Source organism: Nonomuraea sp. NPDC004354 (genome assembly GCF_053602555.1).
Window position 1 is genome coordinate 427,504 of record NZ_JBSGDV010000002.1, and the last position, 21,431, is coordinate 448,934.

21 protein-coding genes and 3 pseudogenes are annotated in these 21,431 nt (G+C 66.2%); 10 read left to right on the top strand and 14 right to left on the bottom strand.

Annotated features, from left to right (window positions below):
* Positions 1 to 25: 25 nt before the first annotated feature.
* From ACWENQ_RS07685 to ACWENQ_RS07695, 3 genes and pseudogenes are all read right to left on the bottom strand, one after another.
* Positions 26 to 868 carry a helix-turn-helix domain-containing protein gene (locus ACWENQ_RS07685; protein ID WP_452413193.1) on the bottom strand — a complete coding sequence of 281 codons (843 nt, stop codon included), beginning with the start codon at positions 866 to 868 and terminating at the stop codon, positions 26 to 28.
* An 802-nt stretch (positions 869 to 1,670) separates the two neighbouring features.
* Positions 1,671 to 1,982, bottom strand: a complete 312-nt coding sequence (locus tag ACWENQ_RS07690; protein WP_354916853.1) for a DUF6342 family protein — start codon at positions 1,980 to 1,982, stop codon at positions 1,671 to 1,673.
* Between the two features lie 778 nt (positions 1,983 to 2,760).
* Positions 2,761 to 3,162, bottom strand: a pseudogene (locus tag ACWENQ_RS07695) (tyrosine-type recombinase/integrase); the annotation flags it as partial.
* Positions 3,163 to 3,736: 574 nt separating this feature from the next.
* Between ACWENQ_RS07695 and ACWENQ_RS07700 the strand changes: the two are divergent.
* Together ACWENQ_RS07700 and ACWENQ_RS07705 are read left to right on the top strand one after the other, a co-directional pair.
* Positions 3,737 to 3,934: a GntR family transcriptional regulator gene (locus tag ACWENQ_RS07700; RefSeq protein WP_452413797.1), complete on the top strand. Its 198-nt coding sequence runs from the start codon at positions 3,737 to 3,739 to the stop codon at positions 3,932 to 3,934.
* Between the two features lie 128 nt (positions 3,935 to 4,062).
* Entirely contained in the window at positions 4,063 to 4,662 is a 600-nt protein-coding gene (locus tag ACWENQ_RS07705; protein WP_452413194.1) for a DUF6461 domain-containing protein, read from the top strand.
* 111 nt (positions 4,663 to 4,773) lie between these two features.
* Here the strand turns inward: ACWENQ_RS07705 and ACWENQ_RS07710 are convergent, their stop codons facing one another.
* Positions 4,774 to 5,064, bottom strand: a complete 291-nt coding sequence (locus ACWENQ_RS07710) for a hypothetical protein (protein WP_452413195.1) — start codon at positions 5,062 to 5,064, stop codon at positions 4,774 to 4,776.
* Positions 5,065 to 5,660: 596 nt separating this feature from the next.
* On the opposite strand from ACWENQ_RS07710, the gene ACWENQ_RS07715 reads away from it, so the two are divergent.
* Positions 5,661 to 6,023 (top strand): type II toxin-antitoxin system RelE/ParE family toxin, encoded by a 363-nt coding sequence (locus ACWENQ_RS07715; RefSeq protein WP_449916149.1) that lies wholly within the window; start codon positions 5,661 to 5,663, stop codon positions 6,021 to 6,023.
* Complete coding sequence (locus ACWENQ_RS07720; RefSeq protein ID WP_449916150.1) at positions 6,020 to 6,337, top strand: helix-turn-helix domain-containing protein; 318 nt, start codon at positions 6,020 to 6,022, stop codon at positions 6,335 to 6,337. Before ACWENQ_RS07715 ends, ACWENQ_RS07720 begins: the two co-directional genes overlap by 4 nt.
* 43 nt (positions 6,338 to 6,380) lie before the next feature.
* Here ACWENQ_RS07720 and ACWENQ_RS07725 read toward each other — a convergent pair.
* The 8 genes and pseudogenes from ACWENQ_RS07725 to ACWENQ_RS07760 form a co-directional block, all read right to left on the bottom strand.
* Positions 6,381 to 6,764: pseudogene (locus ACWENQ_RS07725) on the bottom strand (hypothetical protein); the annotation flags it as partial.
* Between the two features lie 401 nt (positions 6,765 to 7,165).
* On the bottom strand, positions 7,166 to 7,414 hold the full coding sequence (locus ACWENQ_RS07730; protein ID WP_452413196.1) for a hypothetical protein: 249 nt from the start codon (positions 7,412 to 7,414) through the stop codon (positions 7,166 to 7,168).
* A 114-nt stretch (positions 7,415 to 7,528) separates the two neighbouring features.
* On the bottom strand, positions 7,529 to 7,816 hold the full coding sequence (locus ACWENQ_RS07735; RefSeq protein ID WP_452413197.1) for an SMI1/KNR4 family protein: 288 nt from the start codon (positions 7,814 to 7,816) through the stop codon (positions 7,529 to 7,531).
* A gap of 436 nt (positions 7,817 to 8,252) precedes the next feature.
* Positions 8,253 to 8,402: pseudogene (locus ACWENQ_RS07740) on the bottom strand (transposase family protein); the annotation flags it as partial.
* A gap of 95 nt (positions 8,403 to 8,497) precedes the next feature.
* The gene (locus ACWENQ_RS07745; protein ID WP_452413198.1) at positions 8,498 to 9,136 is read right to left on the bottom strand and encodes a hypothetical protein; all 639 of its coding nucleotides are present in this window, start codon (positions 9,134 to 9,136) and stop codon (positions 8,498 to 8,500) included.
* 553 nt (positions 9,137 to 9,689) lie between these two features.
* Positions 9,690 to 10,103 (bottom strand): hypothetical protein, encoded by a 414-nt coding sequence (locus ACWENQ_RS07750; protein ID WP_452413199.1) that lies wholly within the window; start codon positions 10,101 to 10,103, stop codon positions 9,690 to 9,692.
* Positions 10,104 to 10,363: 260 nt separating this feature from the next.
* Complete coding sequence (locus tag ACWENQ_RS07755) at positions 10,364 to 11,452, bottom strand: hypothetical protein (protein WP_452413200.1); 1,089 nt, start codon at positions 11,450 to 11,452, stop codon at positions 10,364 to 10,366.
* 259 nt (positions 11,453 to 11,711) lie between these two features.
* Positions 11,712 to 12,524, bottom strand: coding sequence for a hypothetical protein (locus tag ACWENQ_RS07760; protein WP_452413201.1), 813 nt, complete (start codon positions 12,522 to 12,524; stop codon positions 11,712 to 11,714).
* A 226-nt stretch (positions 12,525 to 12,750) separates the two neighbouring features.
* On the opposite strand from ACWENQ_RS07760, the gene ACWENQ_RS07765 reads away from it, so the two are divergent.
* A complete protein-coding gene (locus ACWENQ_RS07765; protein ID WP_452413202.1) occupies positions 12,751 to 13,524 on the top strand; it encodes a L,D-transpeptidase in 774 nt (257 codons plus the stop codon).
* A 634-nt stretch (positions 13,525 to 14,158) separates the two neighbouring features.
* Here the strand turns inward: ACWENQ_RS07765 and ACWENQ_RS07770 are convergent.
* Positions 14,159 to 15,127 carry a phosphotransferase family protein gene (locus ACWENQ_RS07770; protein WP_452413203.1) on the bottom strand — a complete coding sequence of 323 codons (969 nt, stop codon included), beginning with the start codon at positions 15,125 to 15,127 and terminating at the stop codon, positions 14,159 to 14,161.
* A gap of 220 nt (positions 15,128 to 15,347) precedes the next feature.
* Here ACWENQ_RS07770 and ACWENQ_RS07775 point away from each other — a divergent pair, with 220 nt between their 5' ends.
* Positions 15,348 to 16,142: an inositol monophosphatase family protein gene (locus ACWENQ_RS07775; protein ID WP_452413204.1), complete on the top strand. Its 795-nt coding sequence runs from the start codon at positions 15,348 to 15,350 to the stop codon at positions 16,140 to 16,142.
* 111 nt (positions 16,143 to 16,253) lie between these two features.
* Here ACWENQ_RS07775 and ACWENQ_RS07780 read toward each other — a convergent pair whose 3' ends face one another.
* Complete coding sequence (locus ACWENQ_RS07780) at positions 16,254 to 17,018, bottom strand: neutral zinc metallopeptidase (RefSeq protein ID WP_452413205.1); 765 nt, start codon at positions 17,016 to 17,018, stop codon at positions 16,254 to 16,256.
* Positions 17,019 to 17,496: 478 nt separating this feature from the next.
* On the opposite strand from ACWENQ_RS07780, the gene ACWENQ_RS07785 reads away from it, so the two are divergent.
* Genes ACWENQ_RS07785 through ACWENQ_RS07800 form a run of 4 tightly spaced genes read left to right on the top strand, consistent with a single transcriptional unit; the run spans position 17,497 to position 21,392 of the window.
* Positions 17,497 to 19,989: a sensor histidine kinase gene (locus tag ACWENQ_RS07785; RefSeq protein WP_452413206.1), complete on the top strand. Its 2,493-nt coding sequence runs from the start codon at positions 17,497 to 17,499 to the stop codon at positions 19,987 to 19,989.
* Positions 19,986 to 20,417 (top strand): roadblock/LC7 domain-containing protein, encoded by a 432-nt coding sequence (locus ACWENQ_RS07790; protein WP_354916897.1) that lies wholly within the window; start codon positions 19,986 to 19,988, stop codon positions 20,415 to 20,417. The genes ACWENQ_RS07785 and ACWENQ_RS07790 overlap by 4 nt, the downstream gene beginning before the upstream one ends.
* Positions 20,414 to 20,812: a DUF742 domain-containing protein gene (locus tag ACWENQ_RS07795; protein ID WP_452413207.1), complete on the top strand. Its 399-nt coding sequence runs from the start codon at positions 20,414 to 20,416 to the stop codon at positions 20,810 to 20,812. Before ACWENQ_RS07790 ends, ACWENQ_RS07795 begins: the two co-directional genes overlap by 4 nt.
* Positions 20,793 to 21,392, top strand: a complete 600-nt coding sequence (locus ACWENQ_RS07800; RefSeq protein ID WP_354916903.1) for a GTP-binding protein — start codon at positions 20,793 to 20,795, stop codon at positions 21,390 to 21,392. The genes ACWENQ_RS07795 and ACWENQ_RS07800 overlap by 20 nt, the downstream gene beginning before the upstream one ends.
* Positions 21,393 to 21,431 lie beyond the last annotated feature (39 nt).

Genomic DNA, 21,431 nt, shown 5'->3' on the forward strand with positions numbered 1-21,431 from the left:
TCAAGGCATTCGACGCATAAATACGTCAGATGGGGAAGCGGGTTTCGAGTTCCTCGTAGTCGGTACTGATCTGCCGCAAGAGATCTCGCAGCGCATTGCCGTACAGCGCCACAGCGGCGAACAGGTCGAAGGCGTCAGAGTGGGCCTCGATCGCTGCTGGAACGGTCAGAGGGAGGTCGCCGGTGAAGCTGTCGATGGTGCCGGCGTCGCCGTCCAGGAGCGTGAACCCATGCAGGGGGAGGGCCGGCGTCTCCACTGTCCATGGCACGATGCCGAGGCTGACGTGCGGCAGCGTGGAAACCTGCGCCAGGCGATCGAGCTGTCCTCGCATCATGGCGGGCGACCCGAGCCAGGTCCGCACCGCCCCCTCGGTGAGCACGAACGAGAACTGTCGCCCGGACTCGAACAGCAGGCTCTGTGCCTCCACCCGAACAGCCGAAGCCTTGGCTGCATCCCCCATGTCAACATCACGCTCAAGGGAAAGCGCCAGACGGGCATACTCCGACGTCTGCAGCAGCGAGGGGATCACGGCCGACTGGAACACCCGGACATGCCGAGCTGACCGCAGTCGGGCAGCATTCGCCGCCTCACGACCAGCCAGGCCACCTTTCAGCCGGGATACCTGGTCACGTAGGCGTTCCAGGAGCTCATCCAGCTGGCGACGCGCGCCTTCATCCAGCGCCAACGCCTCAGTCAGGCGCTCTACCGTCTCCGGAACGGGAAGCAGTTGCCCAGTCTCGATTCGAGAGATCGTCGGCTGAGCCACCCCCGCCAGCACCGCAAGATCCTTACCGGTCAGCCCGGCGCTCTTGCGGAGTTGCCGAAACATCGCACCCAATGCGCGCAGTCGATCGCGACGATCCTCCACACCCAGCGTTCTACCACTGTCTCTGTGACGCGCGGAGTGGAGAGTTGGATCACTGCCGAATTGTTCTCATTGGGATCAAGGGCGGCGCTCCGCGCCGCCTCGCGGCCCGTCGCCCGCTCGGCGGTCGGGCATGCGGCCTGGGGGGCCGGTCCCGGCCGCCGGCGGCTCGGACCGCGCACGCAAGCGTTCCCATGACTTCACCGCAGGTGTGATTAGCTCACTGCCGAGCGTGGCCGCACATCGCTTCGAAGCGCTAACGGTAGGCGTGAACGCAATGAACGTTCCCGCATGCGACTGTGCCGCCTTCGAGATAGCAACGGATGGGCTGAGCGACAACTTTCGAATGGCTAGCGGCGGCTAGCGGAGACGTCGATTTCGACGACTTCAGCAGGAGCAGCCCGGGAGTTCTCTCAGAAGGCTAAAGAAGCGGGTGTGCCACCCAATTAGCTTGACCATTTCGATGGACTTTGACGCTGATGGTGCAAATCCATCGAGATCTTGCGGGGATGAGCATTCGGAGTGCAATCACCTTCCGCGTCAACAACTGCTCGACACCTTGCGATGGACACAACACACCTCTTCGAGGCGGCGGGCCCTATCCGAGCAGAGGTAGTCATTTTCTTCTACTGATCGGGGCCGATGGGAACTCCGCCGACCCCGATCGGATATCGCGCACAGGCACTGGTGCGTCGCTGCCGGCCGCGAGCATTTTGTCGTCCTGGCGGACGCTATCGGCCGTGCTGGCCGTCACCCGGTCGGGGCTGTGCCAGCCGACGAACCAGTGCCCACGCACCACGAGGCGCTACATGCCCGTTTCGTAGGTCATGTTCGTTTGGCCCGTTTTCACCTGGCCGGCGATGTGGAGGTTCCCGCTGGAGTCCAGGATCGCGATGATCTTCTTCTGCGACCCGTGGTGGGTCGTGAAGTAAATCTTGTCCGCCTCTTGAGAGCTGGAAAGGTTTGTGTTCACCGAAAGCTCGATGCTCACCGGTGAGCTTATGAGCACGTCCTTCTTCGGAGAGGTCGGGTAGATCTGGTTCTGGCGCAGCTTGATTCGGCCGTGAGTGTCACCTTCATCCCAGTCGGTGGCCACCCCGAGGTCGATATCCGGCATGTCGACTCCCTTCGCTTCTCTCCGTTTGGAACGACCCTTTTGGATCGTGCCATAGCGAAGGATATGTGGTTCTTAAGAGATTTTCTAGAGTTCTTCCAGGCACTTCCTAAATATGGAAATTTGGCCACCTAATATAAATCTGAGGCGTTAAATTCCCTTATCTGCTATTTGTCCGAATGTGATGAGTGGGGCAAGGCATCGAGTGCGAAGTCGAGATGCCTCCGGCGGGCTGAGGTGAGCCCGATCGTCCCGCCCGCCGTCGTCCCGGACAAGCCGAGCAGACCAGGGGCCAGGGGTGAAGGTCGTTCCTCCAGTAGGGGGCTCCACCTTCACCCCTGGCCCCTGGCCCGCTCCCCTGGCGGGCGGGACGACGGCACACGGGACGATCGGGCGGGGAGGTGCGCGCGTTCGCGCTGCAACCTGACGCTCCTCACCGCTGATAGGTGCCGCGATGGAGGCCGGCGCGGGCTGCCAATGAGGTGGTTCCGGAGACGCCAATACCCTTCGGGGGCTCCTCCTCGCTGGTCAAGTGTCCCGGCCGTACCCGCCGAATCAGCCACCGTGCCCGTTGCATGCCCGATGGAGCGGTGATCAAGGGGGAGCAGCAGGGACTCAGGGGGAACGCGATCAGTGGCCCCAGCAGCAAAGACGCAGACCAATCATGATCGGCTTACGTCTTTGCAAGCAGGATGTCAGGAGTTCGAATCTCCTAGGCTCCACCAGTACAAACGCCCCGACACCGATCATGGTGCGGGGCGTTCGGGCCATTAACGGGCCATTAGCCGTCGTTGATCTTCCTCTTGCGGGGCTTCCCGGCCTTCTTCTGCTCAGCCCGAACCCGAGCGCTGAGCGCGTCAGCGATCCTCTGGTCGGCGTCCCTGGTCGCGTGCTGGTAGATCAACGCGGCCCGGTCGCTGTCGTGTCCCATCCGCGCCTTGAGGTCGGCCAGGCTCGCGCCTGACTGTGCGGCGAGGGTGTTCCCCGTGTGCCGAAGGTCATGAAAGTGCAGCCCCGTGAGACCCATCTCCTTCAGCGCCTCTTCCCACTTGGCCGCGCGTCGGAAATTACCGCCCCGCAGGAAGCCGCCCTTCGCGCCGAGGAAGACGAACGCATCCTCTTCAGGCCCGACGTGGGCGGCCAGGTGGTCCACCAGAGCGGGGATGATCGCTGCCGGGATGGAGACCGTACGGCGCCCGCCTTGGCCTTCACCGGACCGAGCTGCATGCCGATGCCGTCGAGTTCGAGGAGCTGTTCGCGGACCCGTACCGTTCGCGCCTTCACGTCGATGTCCCGTCGTCGCAGCGCCGTCACCTCACCCCACCGCAGGCTCGCGAAGGTGGCGAGAAGGATCATGGCGCGGAAGCGCTTGTCGGCCATCCGGTCGGCCAGCTCGAACACCTGGCTCAGGGTGATCACGGGACTTCCGGCGTGTGCTCGTGGTTGGGGCAGGTGTGCTCTTTGATCCGCACCCGCTCCACGCGAGGGACCGCCGGCTGCCAGGCCAGACGTTCATACCCACGCTGAAGCGGTGCCAGGTGGAGCGTGTGGTGGTCATCCCCGGGTTCGCTCTGGTCGCCCACGGCCTTACCGCAGCTTCTCTTGGTCCTGAAGGAGTCGGACGAAGGCTTCCCTGTCGTCGGCGCAGACTGTCCGCTGAAGACCCGAGTCGATCTGCTGATCTGTGAGCATCTCGCCTCGTCGAGTCGCGTAGAAGGTGCCCGCGTCGCTGCGGAAGACCGACCAGGCGGGAGCAGATAGCGAAGGTTGTCGCCGAGCGCATCAAGGACGGCACCTATCCGCCCCTGATGTTGATCTCCGAAGTGAAGCTTCAGGAGGAGTTCGACGTCGCCCGGGTCACCGTTCGCAAGGCGATGGAGGCCCTGCGAGAGCAAGGATTGATCACGACCAAGCCTGGCAAGGGATCGATCGTTAGCCCTGCCGACGGCTCATGAACAGATAGATCGCCGATCCTCGCTCGCCGGGCCGGAGTACCAGGCTAGACATCGGAAACAGTCAGCAATCCCCTCGTCGGTGAACTACCGGCGCCCGTTGTGTCGGTCGGTGCTGCGAGCATCGCGTCATGATCGCGACTCCTGACGACTACGCCTGGCTCACCGAAGCGGCGGACAATTGGTGCTTCACCTACGTCCGCGGTCTGACGCCCGAGCAAGTGGTGATCCGGCGCGGCGGCCGCCCGGAGGACTTCACGCCCATGACGTACGACGAATTGGGCGATGCCGCCTTCTCCGGTTCTTCCGGACCTGGAGCGTTCATCGGCGTGACGACCATCGGCGACTGGGCGTTCGTCATCGAGCCCGACTGGAACGGCATCGCCGAGGGGGTGATCATGCCGCTGTCGGCGGGCACCCGCCTCGTCTCCCACTACCTCATGACGATCAAGGCCCTCGACTACTTCTACTGGATCGAGGATGGCGAGCTCCGGTTCTGCTTCGTCGCCCAGGAGGGCTACATGGAGGAGGTGCCGGACGAGCTCGTAGAGACCATGGGACGGATCGATTCCGTCCATTCCTCCTTCCCCAACCTTCACGACGGGCCGGCGTTCCTCCTGGCCGAGCGCCTCACCGGGATCACGCTGACGCCGCAGCTACTGGAGGAGTCCACCTATCTGTGCGGCGTCGTCCCCGAACCCCGGTCTTGGAGGATGCCCAACCCGTGGTGAGCCGGATCCAGCGGGAACAGCCCTAACTAGTCAAGATCATCGAAGCTTGCGGGCTGTCTAGTCCCAGAAGATGAGTGACGATTCCGTCCCAGGACATGCGCGACAGGTGATCTAGGAAACATTGCTGACCTTGCGGGGCCGGTTAGCTTTGACGTTGCGGATCGGGATGTCGGTGGTACGCCGCACGACTCGTGGCCCTTCCGGCAGGTCGACGGTCAAGGTGGTGTCGCTGACGTACACGGTGACGACCTGGCCCGCATGCAGACGGCCCAGAGACACCGTCTGACGTGCCACCATCACCACCCCGAGGGCGTTGGCACGGCGTAATCCAGCCTGCCTGATTCCGCTGTAGCTATAACTATCGATATGGTCAGCCATCATGAGTGTCTGGCGGCAGCTCATGTCGCTGCTGACATTGGTCGGTCCGCCGGAAAACGGATGGTCATGCTGCCGCGGGGCTTCCGTTCCTCGGGCCTGGCGGCCCTGCGGTACGGGTCCCCTTGCCCTCGGGATGACGGGGTGGGTCGCCGGCCGGGGTGCTGTGTACAGCAGGGGGTACAGCAATACCGGCTTACATGATCACACGTCGCCAGCCCGCATCTGCCGCCTGACCAGGCTTAAGGCCTCACCGCAGGGTGACCGGCTCCCGTTTGCAAGCAGGATGTCAGGAGTTCGAATCTCCTAGGCTCCACCCACAGAAAAGCCCAGGTCGAGGCCGGGGTCGTGATCTTCCTCGAGCCGATTTCGGTCCCTTGTCCGATGACGGGGAGCGCACCGCGCACCAGCCTGTTGAGATCGTGTGTCGCCTATCGCTGACGTTCCTGGGTGGCGGTGTCGGTAGGAGCGCGGTCCTGCGTGCAGACATGGCATATCCGTCTTGAGTTGGCAAGGGCCGTTCTTGACCGAGAGTGGCTGCATCCAGTCTGGGCTTCGAGGTCGACCACGCCCGGGCCGGTTCTGCGCTCTATGGATGTATACCATTCGCTATACTGCACCGTGTGGCCGCCGAAGAATGGGACGTCTACATCGTCGATGAGGTGCGTGAATGGATCGAGCAACTCGACGACGCGACACACATGCGCGTTGTGCAAGCGATCGACGCGCTCGCCGATGGAGGGCCAGGTCTGGGACGGCCGCTGGTCGATACGATCACCGCGTCACGGCTTCAGAACTTGAAGGAGCTCCGACCGGGTACCGTGCGCATCTTGTTCGCTTTCGATCCGTGGCGATCAAGCATCCTGCTGGTCGCGGGTGACAAGGCAGGGCGATGGAACGCCTGGTATAGGCAGGCCATCCCGCTCGCTGAGCAGCGCTATGAGACCTATCTGAAGGAACGTCAGGCGGAGGAGGGCAGATCATGACGGGATACGCGCGATGGAAGGACATTCGTGCCGAGCACATTGAACGTGCCGGTGGCGAGGAAGCCGTGGAGGCGGGCAAGCAGGAACTCCTCGCCAAGGTGCAAGGACACCGGCTCGCCGAGATCCGTCGCGGTCGCGGGCTGACCCAACAGGACATCGCGCAGCGCATGGGGGTTACCAAAGGGCGCATCTCACAGATCGAGCAAGGAAAGATCTCTGGGCAGGATGTTCTCGCCCGGTACGCCATCGCCCTCGGCGGTCGGCTCCATCAGTCGATCTACTTCGATGACGGTGACATCGCTGCTATTGCCTGAGATTCGAGCGAGAGAACCCTTTCGTCTGGGTCCACTGTTGATGTCACACGGTCGAGTCCAGGCTGATCGACCGTGCATAGCTCCTCTGGCGAGGCGGTCGAGCTTGCGTGCCACCTCGCGTTGGCGTTCGTCGGTGGAGTGCTGGTAGATCATCGCGGCGCGTGTGCTGGAGTGGCCATGCAGTCATCAGCTCGCGGATCGAGGCGCCGGCGTTGGCGGCAAGGTTGTTGCCGGTGTGCCGGAGGTCGTGAAAGTGGATCTTCGGTAGGCCCGCGTCTTCGAGTGCGGTGTGCCAGACACGGCGGTTGAAGTTGCTGTTGCAAATCGGGCCGTCGGCGGGTCCGACGAACACCAGTCCTTCGTCACCCTCCTGGGCGAAGTCCTTCAGGTGGGCGCGAAGCTGATCGATGATCAGCTCGGGGATTGCGACTGTTCGTTTGCCTGCTGCGGACTTGGGTCGTGAACACCAGCCCCTTGCCGGTGATCTGGATCAGCTGGCGTTCCACGCGGACGGTTCTGGCGTCGAGGGTTGACATCACGTGGTTGAAGGCCGGCCAACTCGCCCTATCGCAGGCTTGCGAACGTGCCGAGCAGCACCAGGGCACGGTATCGCTGCTCGATGACCTCAACGAGCTTGTAGACCTGGGAACCGAGACGATCAGGCGCTCGGCCGACTTCTCCTGTCCCGCGCCCTTGAAGCGGCATACGTTGCTTCAGAGTCGGCAAGGAGCACTCTTTCTGGGTGATGACCGAATAGTAGTCGGCGCAGTGGTGAGGGCCGGATTCGAGGTTGTGAACGTAGGTCACGCCGGAACGACGGAAGGGATGTCAACTCGGGTATCGCATTTGCAGCTCGTCCATTGCGAGGTCCCAGAAGGACCTGTAACGGTTAGCGCCGGGTTTCCACGGCGCGAGATACCAGGCTTCCCATTCACCGTCAGCGGCGCGGATGTGGGGATTGAGGAGAGCCACTCCGTCATCCCAATATCCGATCAGAAGGGTGTCGGGCACATACTCCCCTCTGTAATGGATGGAGTCCTGCTCCAGTCCGTAGACGAAGTAGAGCTCGTCGGGCACGCTCCATGAGTTCTCCCGCTTGGGTGCTGACCAGCTCTCGGCGATCGAGGGATCGGCATCACGGAGCCAGCCGACTTCTTCGACCCGCAGTAGGCAGCAGTCATCGTCGCTGCCCTATCCGTTGGCGAACAGGAGAAACTGCCGGTAACTCGGGGGCAGCTCCACACCTAGCCGCTCTTCAAGCTCGCGAACCTCTGCTTCGGTAGCCGGGGGATACAGATTGCCGAGTGGACTGACCGCCGGGTGATCAGAACTTTTGGTCACCTGATGTCTTGCAGGGAAGCGTTCAGGCCATGCGTACTGGGCACTCATGGCGAAGAAGATATCCCGTTTCGAGTGGCTGCTGCACTTGCAGCACAAAGCTAGGGCTGCCCCTCCCGATAACCTCCAGGTGTGGGACATACGCGAGATGATCAAAGCATGGCTCTATCGATGCCCAGCATCCCCGAAGGTCACCCAGCACACCGGACCACAGGAGCGCCACCCTCCTAATGCGGTGCTCTTTTGGCTGTCGCGCGGCTTCCGTTCTTCGGGGCTGGCGGGCCTGCGGTACGGGTCCGCTTGCCATCAGATGACGAGGCAGGCCGTCGGCCGGAGCGCTGTGTACAGCAGCGGGATACAGCAACACCGTCTCGCGGGAGCACACGTCACCAGACCGTATCTACCGCGTGACCAAGGCGAAGAGTTCTCCGCGTCGTGACCAGCTCCCGTTTGCAAGCAGGATGTCAGGAGTTCGAACCTCCTAGGCTCCACTCACAGAAAAGACCAGGTCAATCGCCGGGGCTTTTCATCTCTATTGGGGTCGTTTTCGCGGTCGTGCCCGTTGCGTGCCCGATCAGCGCCAGGCGGTCATGGTGCCGATGTCGATCCCTGCGGCGATTTCGGCGAAGGTCTCGCCCTTGCGCAGGTAGACCAGCACCAGTAGGGCCTGCCGGCCGGGGTTGAGGCGCCGCTTGGTGGAACTGATCGACAGGCGGTGACGCCGCAGGCACTCCGGCCAGGTGGCTCAAATGGCGGCAGGCCACGGTGACCTCTGATCGACAGGCGCAGGCATGCGGCTGTATGCGCGATGCCGGGCCATGTTCATGACCCTTGACTGAGAGAGCCCACCGGGCGCTCGGGGCATTCCAGGCAGACGAACAGGTAGAGCGATCCAGCGTCCTGGATCACGAGATCCGTGGGCTCCTGTATTTCCAGAGGGGCGTGCGGAGCGAGCAGCGGACGCTCCTCGATAGGAGCCCAACGCTTCCCACTCTCGATGTCGAACTCCCGACTAGCAATCGTCAGCAGATGCGCCATCTCATGGCCTTCACTGCAGTCGACTTTCTCAGGATCCTGAATCCAGTGCACCCAGCCCCCGACCTTGCTGCCTGGAGCACTCGAGAGGTGTGCGAAATAACTCCACTCGTCAGAGTGGGGGAATTCATCTTCCCATGCCCAGATCCGATTCCTGAGGTCAGCGGGAAGTCCCCAGCCAGCAGGGTATTCCTTTACACGCTCCGGCGACAGCATGCAGGCAGTAGGGAGGTACGAGTCGTCGCTGGCAGGATCCGGCGCGGGGATCTCGATGAGGAGATCGCCGACCGCTTCCGCCTTCCGCCAGCGCACGATCGTGTGCGGCTGGAAGTACGGTTCATGATTGAGCGGGCACCACAGCACTTGGAGGGTGTCGGCGTCATCAGGGAAGGGCAGCTCGGGAACATCTCGAGCAAAGAGCTGCATGACGGGAACCAGCGGAAGCGGGTCGCATCCTTCTGAAGGGTCATGAGTCTGCGGCATGGGGCAGATAGGCCACAGCTCATCCGCAGGCCACAACACCGGCCCTCCAATAGAGCTGTCTGTGGCGGCCGGCATCCCTCGACGCGGATGCAGCCGAACTGTGGTTCTGCGTTGTTCTGCCAGTTCAGGGAAGACAACCGCTACATCGAACGGCTCCGTGGGCGTTGTTAACCTCATGCTCAACACTCCGATCACAACAGAGAACGTCGTAACGGCACACCGTAGAGCAGAGGACTGCCAGAAGGAATCCCTGGTCCAGGTTGAGATCGTCGTGCCATTAGCGTGCCATTAACCGGGGTAACGGGGGGTTAAATCACATTCACTCACACCCAGTCTGCGGCCACGCGCCCACGAGCCAAGATTCATGCAATTCCCAAGCTAACGGCGCGGGCTCGATTCAAGTCAGTCTTCGGACTTCATAGTTTTCAGTATGGCCGCATCATGCTGTGGCGCAGGCCATATCTGAAGGTAGTGGTCATCTACTGAGCAGCGCTCTTCATCCATTCCTCGGACGTGGTACCGAGCGGTACGTACCGGGACCAGAAAGCAGTGTGGAAAGGCTGTGCGCCTTTTCATCGTCCCAATCCATGAGCCATCCCACCAGAAATACCTCGCTCGACGGGGACTCGTAACTGATCTCCGCGATGTCCTCATAGCCGTCAAAGTCGGCGCCCGGACCTCGGTCGGCGACAGTCACCGTGAAGGGAATCACGCCCCACTGTGTGGCGATGTTCAGGCTGGCGACGCCTCTCCCCTTTACTTTAATGAGCCCAATGGAGTGAGTCGGTGAGTCATCTGGCCTGTCGGCGGCCTCGTAGTCCCCCCGATCCAGGAGATAGACCTGACCGCAGTCCTCCACCTCCACATCCATCCGTTTCGTGTGCAAGACAGAAGGCTCGTCTCTGCTCATGGGTGGGAAGCACAGAGTCCGTCAGTGACAATTTCGGCCGGCCGGAGTGTAGTGGGATTGATCAAGGGCCGCGAGGCACACTGAGCCATTTTCATCGTGGTTGACGGGCGGTCTCGGTGTAGTGCAGGACGAGGATGGCGTGCACGATCGCGGTCGCGTGGCGGGGGGCAGCGGCGCTGCTTGGTCAATGTCTTCCCGGCCTTGAGGGTGGCGACGGCGCGTTCGCCGAGTGCCAGGGCCTTGGCATGGAGCCCATCGACTCATTCCCTGTACGGCAGGTTCCACAGGTGGAGGGTGGTCTGGTCCTTGGAGACCGTGTACCAGGCGCCCTGCCCCGCCGATCGGGGAGATCCCGAGACGGAGAAGGGGTAGGCGATCCGGCCGCGCAGGGTCATCGTGCGTGGGTCGACAAGCCAGTGGCGGGGGACCTCCGCGTAGTACTCGGTGCCGACCACGGCGGTGTCGTCGTATGGGAACGCCGCCTCGTAGTCCCACCGAGCGCGGTCGTCGTCCTCGTTTGAGGGAGGGGTCACGGCTTCCTCGGCGTCCAGATGCCGCAGTTCCATGCCGTCCTCCGCCCGGTGCAGGTAGAGGGCCCACTGCCCCAGATCCGTGGTCAGGAAGTACTCCCCGGACGGGCTCACGCAGAGGAGGACCTCCTCGAGGAACCGCTGGACAGCGAGCCTCGCGCCATCCCAGTGTCCCCACAGCACGGGCGAGTTCTCCTCGCCCTCGCCGACAGTCAGCCCCATGTACGCCGGGTTCGGGTGGGGAAAGTGGGCGGAGCCCGATCCCACGGTCATCGTCTCGGCCCGGGTCAGCACCATGCCATCGGCGGGGTCGACGATCAGCCATTCCTCCTTGGCGTCGCGCCCCGCGCGGTTGCGGATGTGGGCCCAGAGGAGCTGGCCGTCCGAGGAGAAGGCCGCCGATCCGCTGTCCGCGTGGCCGTGGTGGTAGTCGTCGGCGTACTCGGAGAACGAGGTATGGGTCTTGATGCACACGGCGGCGGACCAACAACCGTGCCGGATCTCCCACCGCACGGCGCCGGTCGGATCCACGGCTCGTAGCGCGTGCACGCCGGCGAACACGGCGAGGTCACCCGTGGGAGAGACGGCCACCGAGCCGTACCGGCGAGGCCAGGGCGCGGGGAAACGGACCTCTGTCTCATCCCCGTCCAGGTCGCGGACGGCCAGCTCGGTGTCCCCGCGCTGCACCAGCAGCCTGCGCCCGGGCCAGTGCAGCACCTGCGGGGCGTCCGCCGACGCGGGGTCGAGCGGACCGGTGGCGGTGGCCACGAGACGAGCGGCGAACTGGTTGGAACCCCCATGGACAGCATCGTTTGGCACAGTCGTATGGTTTCACGCGCCTCGGATGGTGCAGATGACCTGAAGTCAGCCGCTTTGCCCAGGGTTTCTGATCGGCTTTGGTTGGCCACCCGTCACACTCGGGCAGGCGATGCGAGCTTCTACAGCTCACGCCCTCGTGCCGTTGCGTGCCATTGAGGGCGGCGAGCAGCGGTCAATCGTCGGTCGTGCAGTTCGAGGCCGATACACCGGAGGGCCCGGATCGTGGTGATCCGGGCCCTCCGTCGTTCGGTGTCGCGTGTCAGCCGGTGACCGGGATGTCGGTCTTCACCGGCGTCGGGGTGGGCGCGGGCTTGGGCTGGTCCTGCGTCTCCGGGACGGTCTCGTCCCACTCGAGCCAGTCGCTGGTCACCGTCTCGCGATCTCCCTTACCCGGGTGGGTGGGGGCCGGGGTGTTGCTCGGCGTCGGCGTCGAGGTGGGCGTCCGCGAGGGAGTGGGGGTCACCGTGGGGGTCACTGTGGACGTCGCGGTGGGTGTGGAAGTCGGAGTGACCGTCGGGGTGGGCGTCTGGGAGGGGGTCACCGTCGGCGTGGGCGTCTGGGACGGCGTCACCGTCGGGGTGGGCGTCTGAGAGGGGGTCACCGTCGGCGTGGGCGTCTGGGACGGTGTCACCGTTGGGGTGGGCGTTCCGGAGGGGGTTCCCGTCGGCGTAGGGGTCTGGGTGGGCGTGGGCTCACACTTGACCCAGAACACCTTGTGCTTGGGCGCGCCGTGCTTCCCAGCGAATGTCCAGAACAGCTTGTAGTGCCCGTTCGGCAGGGTCATGTCGACGGTACGGCCATGCCCGTCCTGGTTGAGCACGAGGGTGCCGCTCTTCACAGTGGTCCGGTCACCCGTGGGCGGCCAGGACTTGATCTCCCAGCTCACCTGCTCGGCCGCGTCGAAGTTGAAACCGACCAGGTAGAACACGCAGACGCGCGGCTCGTTGCGCTGGGCGTCCTCCGGCGTCGTCCACTTGTGGATCTTGACGTCGCCGTTGTCGCCGGGCGGCTTTCCCTGGACCGCTCCCGCTGAGGCCGTATTGGAGATGGCGAGCACTGCAAGCGCCGCCACCGCGAGCATGAGCGCCGCTGCGATCCAGCGACGTACTGAAGAGAGACTAGGGGGTGTCACGAGCGCACCTCGGGAGTTATGAGTGAGCTAGAGCCTCATAGGACTCATCTGTGTAAAAATGTCACACCCGCTGGGCCGGCGTGTTCAACCGTTCCAAACCGTTATCTAGCTGGCCAGATGGTTACGCGTTCGTGTCGTATGTGTCATAGCACTTCAGGAGCCGATCGTGCCGCTCGCTGCCCCCCGCCGACTCATTGGCGCCGCGCTCGTCGCCATGAGCCTCGTCGCCTCGTCCCACGCCAGCGTTGCCGCATCGCCCGTCGCCGCAGGCGCCTCGGTCACGGCGGCCGCACTTCCCGCGGCCACCACGTTCACGGAGCTGAGCGGCCTCCCGCAGGACACCGACACGTACGGCAAGCTGAGCGGCCTCGTGGTCCATCCCGCACGCACGGTGGCCGTTTACGCCCAGCCCGGCGGCACGCCCGCGGCCACCCTTCCGGCGAAGCAGCTCGGCAGCCAGACCTGGGTCCCAGTGGTGGAGGCGCGCAAGGGCTGGTACCGCGTGCTCCTGCCCAGTAAGCCCAACCACGTGACCGGCTGGATCAAGGCCACGGGCCTGAAGAAGGCGCGTAGCCGCTACCGCGCCGTCGTGAAGCTGGGCACCAGGCAGCTGACCGTGATGAACGCGAACAAGAAGCTCGGCACCTGGACGGTGGCCGTCGGCGGCCCTGAGACGCCCACCCCGGTGGGCAGGACCTTCCTGCTGGCCCTGATGTCGCCGAAGAAGAAAACCTACAGCCCGCTGATCCTGCCGCTCGGCACGCACTCGGCGACGCTCGACACTTTCGGCGGCGGTCCCGGCACGGTCGCCTTCCACGGCTGGCCGGACCGGAAGGTGTTCGGCAAGGCGGTCACGCACGGCTGCGTCCGGGTGCCTGCTTCCGCGCTCAAGGTGCTGGCAGGACTGCCTCTGGGGACTCCGGTTCTGATCGCTCCCTGAGGGTGAGGGCGGCGGCCGTCGGATCCTCTCCCATGCACCTGCGCGTGGCGGAAAGAGACGAGGGCGGCGTCAGCGACGGTCAGCACGCTCGCGGTCGTGGGCGTCGGCGATCTTCTGGTCGGCGTCACGCGTGGCGTGCTGGTGGATGAGCGTGGCCCGGTCGCTGTCGTGTCCCATACTCGACTTGCGATCGGCGAGACTCGCGCCGGACGGCTGCGTCACGCCGTTCCGCGAGGTCAGATCCTTGCCGGTAAGGGGCGGGTCACGGGCGGGAGCCGCGCGATGTCTTCCCGCCTGGCTTGCCGTTGGGTCGGCTCCAGACTCAGAGCTTGGTCCAAGCCCGGTGTCGCGTGCGACCGACCACGTTGATGATCGAGGTCACAAAGCCGATCCCGATGCCGGTCCACATGTGCCATGACGGCCATGGCTTGCTGAGATCCGATAACGCCAAGCTCAGTCCCGATGCCACCCATCCAAGGTCGAAGATGGTCAGAACCAGGCAGGATCTGTACCAGAGAGATCGCCGATATTCGTCCACGGGGCAATGTCCCACGAACGGATCACGGCCAACAAGGGCCCTCCGGCGGGGCGTTCCGGCTCCGGGAGGATCGCGAGGCGGTCCCGCCTCCAGGGTTCACTGTCCGATGCCCCACAACACCTGGGCGAGTTCGGTCAGGTCGGTGATCTCGCGCAGGTCCAGGGGGGTCCTCTCGAACACCTCGAAGTCGTGCAGGAAGGTGTAGACGAGCATCTCCTCGGCGAAGCCGGCCGAGACCGGCCAGTTCGCGTGGCGCAGCGCCGTGGCAAGCAGCTCGCGATCGGCGCGGAAGGTGTCCAGGTGCAGTTGCACCAGACCGTAACGAAAGTCGCCCGCGTACACGTCGTTGAAGTCGAGCAGCCCGGTGAGCGCCGTGCGCTCGGGGGCGATGAGCAGGTTCTCGCCGTGCAGGTCGCCATGGACGAACTCCGGCGTCACGCCGCCGAGCAGGTCATCGACGTCAGGCAGGAAGTCGTCGACCGCGTCGAGCAGCCGGGGGGACAGGTATCCCCAGGCGCGATGGTCGGCGACCGTCTTCTGCCTGCGTTCGCGCAGCACGTCACCGAAGGCCGGCGAGCCCGGGCACAGGGTGTCGGCGCCGGTGAGCGGGACCTCCCGTAGCCGCCCCAGCAGCGTGCCGACCTGCGCGGCCAGCTCCAGCTCGGTCGCGCGGTCCGCCTCTGCGACCACCTGCCGCCATGACTGTCCGGTGACCTCGGACAACACGAGGAACGGCCAGCGCCAGCCGGGGGAGTCCTGCAGCAGCTCGCCACGCCCGAGCAGCTGGGGGACGGGCAGCCCGCACCCGGCGAGCACCTCGTAGGCCTCGGATTCACAACGCAGACTGTCCGGGCCGCACCAGTATTCGCCGTACAGCTTCACCACGATGCCGTTGTCGCCGACCAGCACCGGGTTCGTGCTTTCGCCCGGGATCCGGAAGGTGCTCGGTTGGGGGAAGCCGAGCGATTTCAGGCCGTGCCTCGCCCAGGGGGCCCAGAACGCGAGGTCGTTGCGCCGGGCGGCGTACGACTCAGCCGACTGGATTTCGCGCAGGTCGGGGAGCATGGCCACCAAATTAGAGGCCCCGGCGGCCGGTGAGGAACCCGATTTTCGTGGTCAGGCCCGCGCTCGTGCTCCTTTCTCGGGGCGACGATCGGGAACGGCTCGCGGGCGACCTCTGCTCGCGGCGCGATTCACGAGTTCCCGTGCGAATGGCTGGTGAGCCATGGTGCGCTGAACCACATCTGGGCCCATCCCGGAATGGCGCAGGGCTATGGTCGGGGTCATGTGGATCGACAAGGTGACCGAGATACTCCTCGACGCCGCCGAGATCGCGATCACCCCCCGGTTCCGGGCGCTGGCCGATGGCGAGGTGGCCGAGAAGTCGCCCGGCGAGGTGGTCACCGTGGCCGACCGTGAGGCTGAGGAGCTGATCAGCCGTGGGCTGCGCGGAGTGGTGGATGCCCCGGTCGTCGGCGAGGAGGCGACCGCCGGTGATCCTCGGCTGCTCGAGGCGCTGCGGGAGGCGCCGGCGGCCTGGCTGGTCGATCCGCTGGACGGAACCTCGAACTTCGTCGCCGGTCGTCCCGAGTACGCGGTGATGGCGGCGCTGGTGCGCGACGGGGAGACGGTCGCCGCGTGGGTCGTACGGCCGGCCGACGGCCGCGTCTATGTCGCCGAGCGAGGGTCAGGGGCCTGGCGGGACGGGGTTCGGGTGCGCAGGGAACCCGCTCCCGCCGATCCGGCCGCACTACGCGGGGCGGCACTCACCAGGTTCCTCGATCCGCCGGCGAGAGCACGGGTGGAGGCGGCAGCGCCTCGGTTCGCCGTTCTGGGACCGGGCACGGGCTGCGCGGGCGTGGACTATCCCCGGCTGCTGGACGGCGAGCAGGATTTCGTCCTGTTCCACCGGACCCTGCCGTGGGACCACGCCCCCGGTGTCCTGCTGCTGACCGAGGCGGGCGGTTTCGCGCGCCGTCCCGATGGCAGCCCTTATCGGCCGGCCGACCCGCGCCCCGGCTTGCTCAACGCCGCGGACGTGGAGTGCTGGAACCTCGTGCGGCCCCTCCTGCTGGTCTGATCTGCCGGGATTATCAGTTCGGCGCGGTGCGTGCTCACGCAGAAAGGTGGCCGGGCTGACGTGCGTCACCCCTGCGCGTTGACGACCGACCCGCATGGCTCGCGAGGGCGGTCAGGCGACCTTGGACGAGGAGGCCGTCCAGGTGTTGCACACCTGCGGGGACGTCGCACGGAAGCCCTTGTCGAGCCAGGCGGCGATGTTGTGTCCCTTGCCGTGGGTGACGTCGCCGCTCTTCCGCATGATCTCCCGCAGGACTTCCCAGTCCTCTTCGTCGCGATCCTTCAGGGAGTCCCAGACGCTGCCGATGAACATCCCGCTCAAGCATTCCGCCTGCAGCTCGACGCGGCGGCTCTGCTCGTTCAGTTCCTTCTTGTTCCGGTACGGATGACGGTCGTAGGCGTGGTCGATCCCGGTGAGGTACTGCACATGGTGCCCGTACTCGTGCGCGACCAGACGGAACAGGTACAGGTCGGATGGGTCTTCGAGCAGGGAATCGTCCAGCAGCACGAGGAAGCGCTGCTCGGCGTAGCAGTAGGTGGCCGAGGCGTTGCCCCAGGCGTCTCCGCAGTACTTGCGTGGTTTGGTGATGAATCCGATCCTGGGCCTGGTGAAGGGCAAGCCCGCCCGCTTGAAGTGCGCGCCCCACGACCGGTTGAGACAGTTCAGCACCGCGATCAGGTACCGCTTGGCGGCGGCGGCGTCGTTTGGCTGGACATCGCGCTCCGCGCACCGGCTCGCCTGGAGTTCGCCCGTACGGTACAGCTCGTTCGCGGTCAGCGCGCGGTCCTTGATGGGGTAGGCGGACGCCGCGGGTGCGGTGCCGGATAACAGCAGGCAGGCGAGCACGGTCGCGGCGAGGAGGGGAGCAGGACGCATGATCGGCATCCTAGAGGGAGACGGAACCCCGCTCGGTGGCCGCCGAACAGGCCCTCACGCGGGCAATCGTCTCCCGCGCCCGCGCGAGATCCGACCGGCCGCCTGACGCAGAGCCGCCCCGCCGGAACCCCTCCGCCCCGCCCGAACACGAGCCCCCCGAGCACGAGCCCCGCCCGAGCACGAGCCCCGCCCGAGCACCACCGCCCCGCCCGAGCACGAGCCCCGCCCGAGCACGAGCCCCGCCCGAACAGCGCTGGCCCGCGCGCGCCGCAGGGCCCGCGGCCCGCGGCGATGTGACCGCTGGTGGGCCCTCAAGCCCGCCCGTGCCCGGAGGTCGGCGATGTTCGCACGGGACGGCGACGCGGCCGGGTGGACCGCGACGTGCGCAGGTGCTCGCGGCCGGGCCGGTGAGGCGGGGGCTTTCGACGCAACTTGCCGTATGGCTACTATCGGGCCACCTCTTTTGGTGATTTTCGTCATGACCGCACCGATCGGTGAGGAGAGTGTCCTGCACGTGGCTGGATGGGGCAGGGGCGGGCGACGACGAACGGGAATCGGCGACGGGACCGGGTTATCGGGGTCGACCGGCAGCGGGCCGCGGCGACTGGCCGGTGCCCGCCGGCTGCCGTTGCGTACCGTGCTGCTCATCGTGGTGTTCGTGCCGAGCGTGACCTTCGCTCCGCTGCTGGCGTCGGGCATGTTCCAGCTGTCCAGCCAGTGGCGGGCGGAAAAGGCCCAGATGGATCTGGCCACCACGACCGTCGGCAGACCCGCGGCCAACCTGTTCCTCAGCCTCGACCAGGAGCGGCGGCTCACCGCGGAGGCGCAGGCCGACCCCCGTGGCGCCGCCCGCGACAAGCTTGCCAAGCAGCGCGCGGTGACGGACCAGGCCGTGAGCGCCTTCCGTCCGCTGACCTCCCTGGACACCGCCAAGGGACCGGACGGGCTCTCCGAGGCCATCGCCCGGACCGTACGCGACCTCGGTCTGCTCGACCAGCAGCGCCGGGCGGTCGACGACGGCTGGTCCAGCCCGCAGAAGGCGTTCGACTACTACAGCGGCGTCCTCGAGTCGGGCCTCGGCGTCCTGACCGTTCTCAGCCACACTGACCACGGCGAGGTGAACAGCAAGGCGGAGACGCTGATCGACCTTTTCTGGGTCGTCGACATGCTCGGCCGCGAGGACGCCGTCCTGGCCCGTGGCTGGGAGAGCGGGCGCCTGACCAGGGAGGAGTACGCCCTGGTCACCGACGCCATCGGCACCAGGAAGCACCTGCTGCGGTCCCGGGTGATCCCCCATCTCCTCGACAACGAGAGCCGGTACGCGACGCTGACGACCAGCAAGGCGTGGGAGACCATGACCGCTCTGGAGGGGCGGCTGGTCGCTTCCGGGGTCGGCGCCGAGAGCGACAAGGTGACGCTCCGCGAGGTCGGTCCCGCGTGGCGCTCGTCGGTGGACACGGTCAGCGCGCAGCTGCTGCAACTCCTCAGCCTCCGGCTCGACAACGTCAGCGCGCTCGGCTACGGCCACGCCGACCAGCTCTTCGTGATCTTCATCAGCATCACCAGCGTGGGCCTGCTCGCCCTGGGCCTGGTGATCGTCACCAGCTGGCGCCTCACCGCCATTCTCCGCCGGCGCATCCTCCACCTGCGCGAGGACGCCCACCACCTCCAGGAGCGGCTGCCCGACGTGGTCGCCCGGCTGGAGCGCGGCGAGGACGTCGACGTGGACGCGGAAGTACGCACGGTCGAGCCCACCCCCGACGAGCTCGGCGAGCTCGGGCAGGCCCTCAACCTGGCCAGCCGCAGCGCGGTGTTCACCGCCGTACGGCAGGCCGAACAACACCGCGGCTTCCAGCGCATGCTCCAGCGCATCGCCCGCCGTACCCAGATTCTCATCGGTCTTCAGCTGAAGAAGCTGGACGAGCTGGAACGCAAGCACGAGGACCCCGAGGTGCTGGAGGGCCTGTTCGACCTGGACCATCTCACCGCCCGGCTGCGCCGCTACGAGGAGAACCTGGTGATCCTCGGCGGCGGCCAGCCGCAGCGCCGCTGGCGCAAGCCGGTACGGCTGCTCGACGTGCTGCGCGCCGCGCAGGGCGAGGTCCAGGACTACCGGCGGATCTCGATCGACGTCGAGGGCGAACCCTGGGTGGCCGAGCGCGCGGTGGGACCGCTGGTCCACGTCCTGGCGGAACTGATGGAGAACGCCACCACCTTCTCCAAGCCGCTGACCCCCGTCGAGGTGCGGGCCGCACCGGTCAGCCGGGGCATCGCCGTGGAGATCGAGGACCGCGGCCTGGGCATGGAACCCGAGCAGTACACCGCCGCCAACGCCCTGATGAAGTCGCCGCCGCAGCTCGATGTGATGACCCACGCCGACGACGTGCGTCTCGGCCTGTACGTGGTCGCCCGGCTCTCCGCGGGGCTGGGTCTCCAGGTGGAGCTGCGGCCGTCGGCCTTCGGCGGCACCCGTGTCATCGTGCTGCTCCCGGAACCGCTGGTGGTGGACCGCCCCCGTGCGGTCCCCGAGCCTGTCGCCCTCCCCGAGGAGGTCGGGCAGGACGCCACCGGTCCGCAGCCGTACCCGCGGGAAGGTACGGCCGGTCCCCGCTCGCCCCACGAGGACGCGCAGTTGCCGACTCGCTCCAGAGGGCGCGCGATGGCCTCCGTGACGACGCCCGCTGGCGGATCACCGGATCGGGACGACGCGCAGCCGCCGGCCGACCGCAGGCCGCTGCCCCAACGGGTGCGCCAGGCCAACCTGGTCACCGAGCTCAGGCTCCCGGCGGACCGGGATGAACAGCCCGACCAGGAGAGCTGGGCCCTCCGCGACCAGCCCCGCCGATCCAGTGCCACGATCGGGGCGTTCCAGAGGCAGTCCCGCAGGCGCCGGACCGGTGAGGACGCCGCCCAGCCCGGGCCGAACGGAACCCCCGACCCCAGTTCCCCTACGACGGAAGATCGAAGATGACGCAGCGCACCACCGCCACCGACACGGACCTGGACTGGCTCCTGGACGGCCTGGTCGACCAGGTCGCGGGCACCCGGCACGCCATCGTGCTGTCCGACGACGGCCTGGTGATCAGCCGGTCCCGGACCATCGAACGCTCGGACGCCGAACGCCTCGCCGCGATCGCCACCGGCCAGCAGAGCCTGGCTCGCGGTGTCGGACAGCTTTTCAGCGGCGGACCGGTTCACCAGGTCATCATCGAGATGGCCGACCTGTGGCTGTTCGTCACAGCGGCGGGCCGCGGCACCCATCTGGCCGTCGTCGCCTCCCAGGAGGTCGACGCCGAACTGATGACCGTCGCGATGCACACCCTGGTCCAGCAGGTCGGCCAGAAGCTGGGGACCGGCACGCGTACCCCGCGGCCCGACGATGCGGGGAGACACGGATGAAGCACTGGACGGAGGGTTTCGACGACGATCACGCCGACGAGACCCTTGTCCGTCCCTACACGATCAACGGCGGGCGGACCCGCTCCGAGCGTGACGATCTCGCGCTGATCACCCTGGTGACGACGATGTCCGAGGTCTCTCCGGAGACCGGTCGCGGCCTGCGGAGGATGCAGCCGGAGCACCGCACCGTTCTCGCGCTGTGCAAGCGGCCCCTGGCGGTGGCCGAGGTCGCCTCCGCGCTGAACCTCCCGGTGTCGGTGACCAAGATCCTCATCGGTGACCTGATCGAGGCCGGTCAGCTGCGGGCCCGGCCACCGCTGGCCTTCGCCCAGGCGAGTGGGCTTCCCGACATGGCAATCCTCGAGGCGGTGAGGGATGGGCTACGCAAGCTCTGACCACGGGGGCGCTGCTCCCCTGGCGGTGAAGATCCTGATCGCCGGTGGTTTCGGCGTCGGGAAGACGACCCTGGTCGGCGCGGTGAGCGAGGTTCCTCCCCTCCGGACGGAGGAGTACCTGACCCACGCCAGCGTCGGCGTCGACGATCTGGAAGGGGTGGGCGACAAGGCCACCACCACCGTCGCGCTGGACTTCGGGCGCATCACCATCAGCGGCGAGCTCGTGCTCTACCTGTTCGGCACCCCCGGCCAGGAACGCTTCTGGTTCATGTGGAACGACCTGGTCAACGGAGCGATGGGCGCGGTCGTCCTGGTCGACACCCGCCGGCTGGACGTCAGCTTCGCGTCGATCGACTTCTTCGAGAGCCGCGGCATCCCCTTCGTCGTCGGTGTCAACTGCTTCCATGGCGTCAGGGACCGGACCCCTGAGGAGATCCGCAAGGCGCTCGATCTCGATCCGCAGGTGCCGCTGGTGCTCTGTGACGCCCGCGACCGTACGGCGGGCCGCGACGTGCTGCTGGCGCTCATCGACCACCTGATGGCCGGTCAGTCCCGTACGGCACCGCACCCCGTGGCCTGACCGGCGCCCGCTCGGGGTTCACGTTGTACGGTGCGGAAG

Coding starts and splice junctions, on each gene's coding strand:
- ACWENQ_RS07790 (WP_354916897.1), top strand. CDS start 19,986: ATGACGCAGCGCACCACCGCCACCGACACGGACCTGGACTGGCTCCTG.
- ACWENQ_RS07690 (WP_354916853.1), bottom strand. CDS start 1,982: ATGCCGGATATCGACCTCGGGGTGGCCACCGACTGGGATGAAGGTGAC.
- ACWENQ_RS07705 (WP_452413194.1), top strand. CDS start 4,063: ATGATCGCGACTCCTGACGACTACGCCTGGCTCACCGAAGCGGCGGAC.
- ACWENQ_RS07775 (WP_452413204.1), top strand. CDS start 15,348: ATGTGGATCGACAAGGTGACCGAGATACTCCTCGACGCCGCCGAGATC.
- ACWENQ_RS07720 (WP_449916150.1), top strand. CDS start 6,020: ATGACGGGATACGCGCGATGGAAGGACATTCGTGCCGAGCACATTGAA.
- ACWENQ_RS07785 (WP_452413206.1), top strand. CDS start 17,497: ATGACCGCACCGATCGGTGAGGAGAGTGTCCTGCACGTGGCTGGATGG.
- ACWENQ_RS07780 (WP_452413205.1), bottom strand. CDS start 17,018: ATGCGTCCTGCTCCCCTCCTCGCCGCGACCGTGCTCGCCTGCCTGCTG.
- ACWENQ_RS07750 (WP_452413199.1), bottom strand. CDS start 10,103: ATGAGCAGAGACGAGCCTTCTGTCTTGCACACGAAACGGATGGATGTG.
- ACWENQ_RS07800 (WP_354916903.1), top strand. CDS start 20,793: ATGGGCTACGCAAGCTCTGACCACGGGGGCGCTGCTCCCCTGGCGGTG.
- ACWENQ_RS07735 (WP_452413197.1), bottom strand. CDS start 7,816: ATGTCCCACACCTGGAGGTTATCGGGAGGGGCAGCCCTAGCTTTGTGC.
- ACWENQ_RS07770 (WP_452413203.1), bottom strand. CDS start 15,127: ATGCTCCCCGACCTGCGCGAAATCCAGTCGGCTGAGTCGTACGCCGCC.
- ACWENQ_RS07745 (WP_452413198.1), bottom strand. CDS start 9,136: ATGCAGCTCTTTGCTCGAGATGTTCCCGAGCTGCCCTTCCCTGATGAC.
- ACWENQ_RS07795 (WP_452413207.1), top strand. CDS start 20,414: ATGAAGCACTGGACGGAGGGTTTCGACGACGATCACGCCGACGAGACC.
- ACWENQ_RS07710 (WP_452413195.1), bottom strand. CDS start 5,064: ATGAGCTGCCGCCAGACACTCATGATGGCTGACCATATCGATAGTTAT.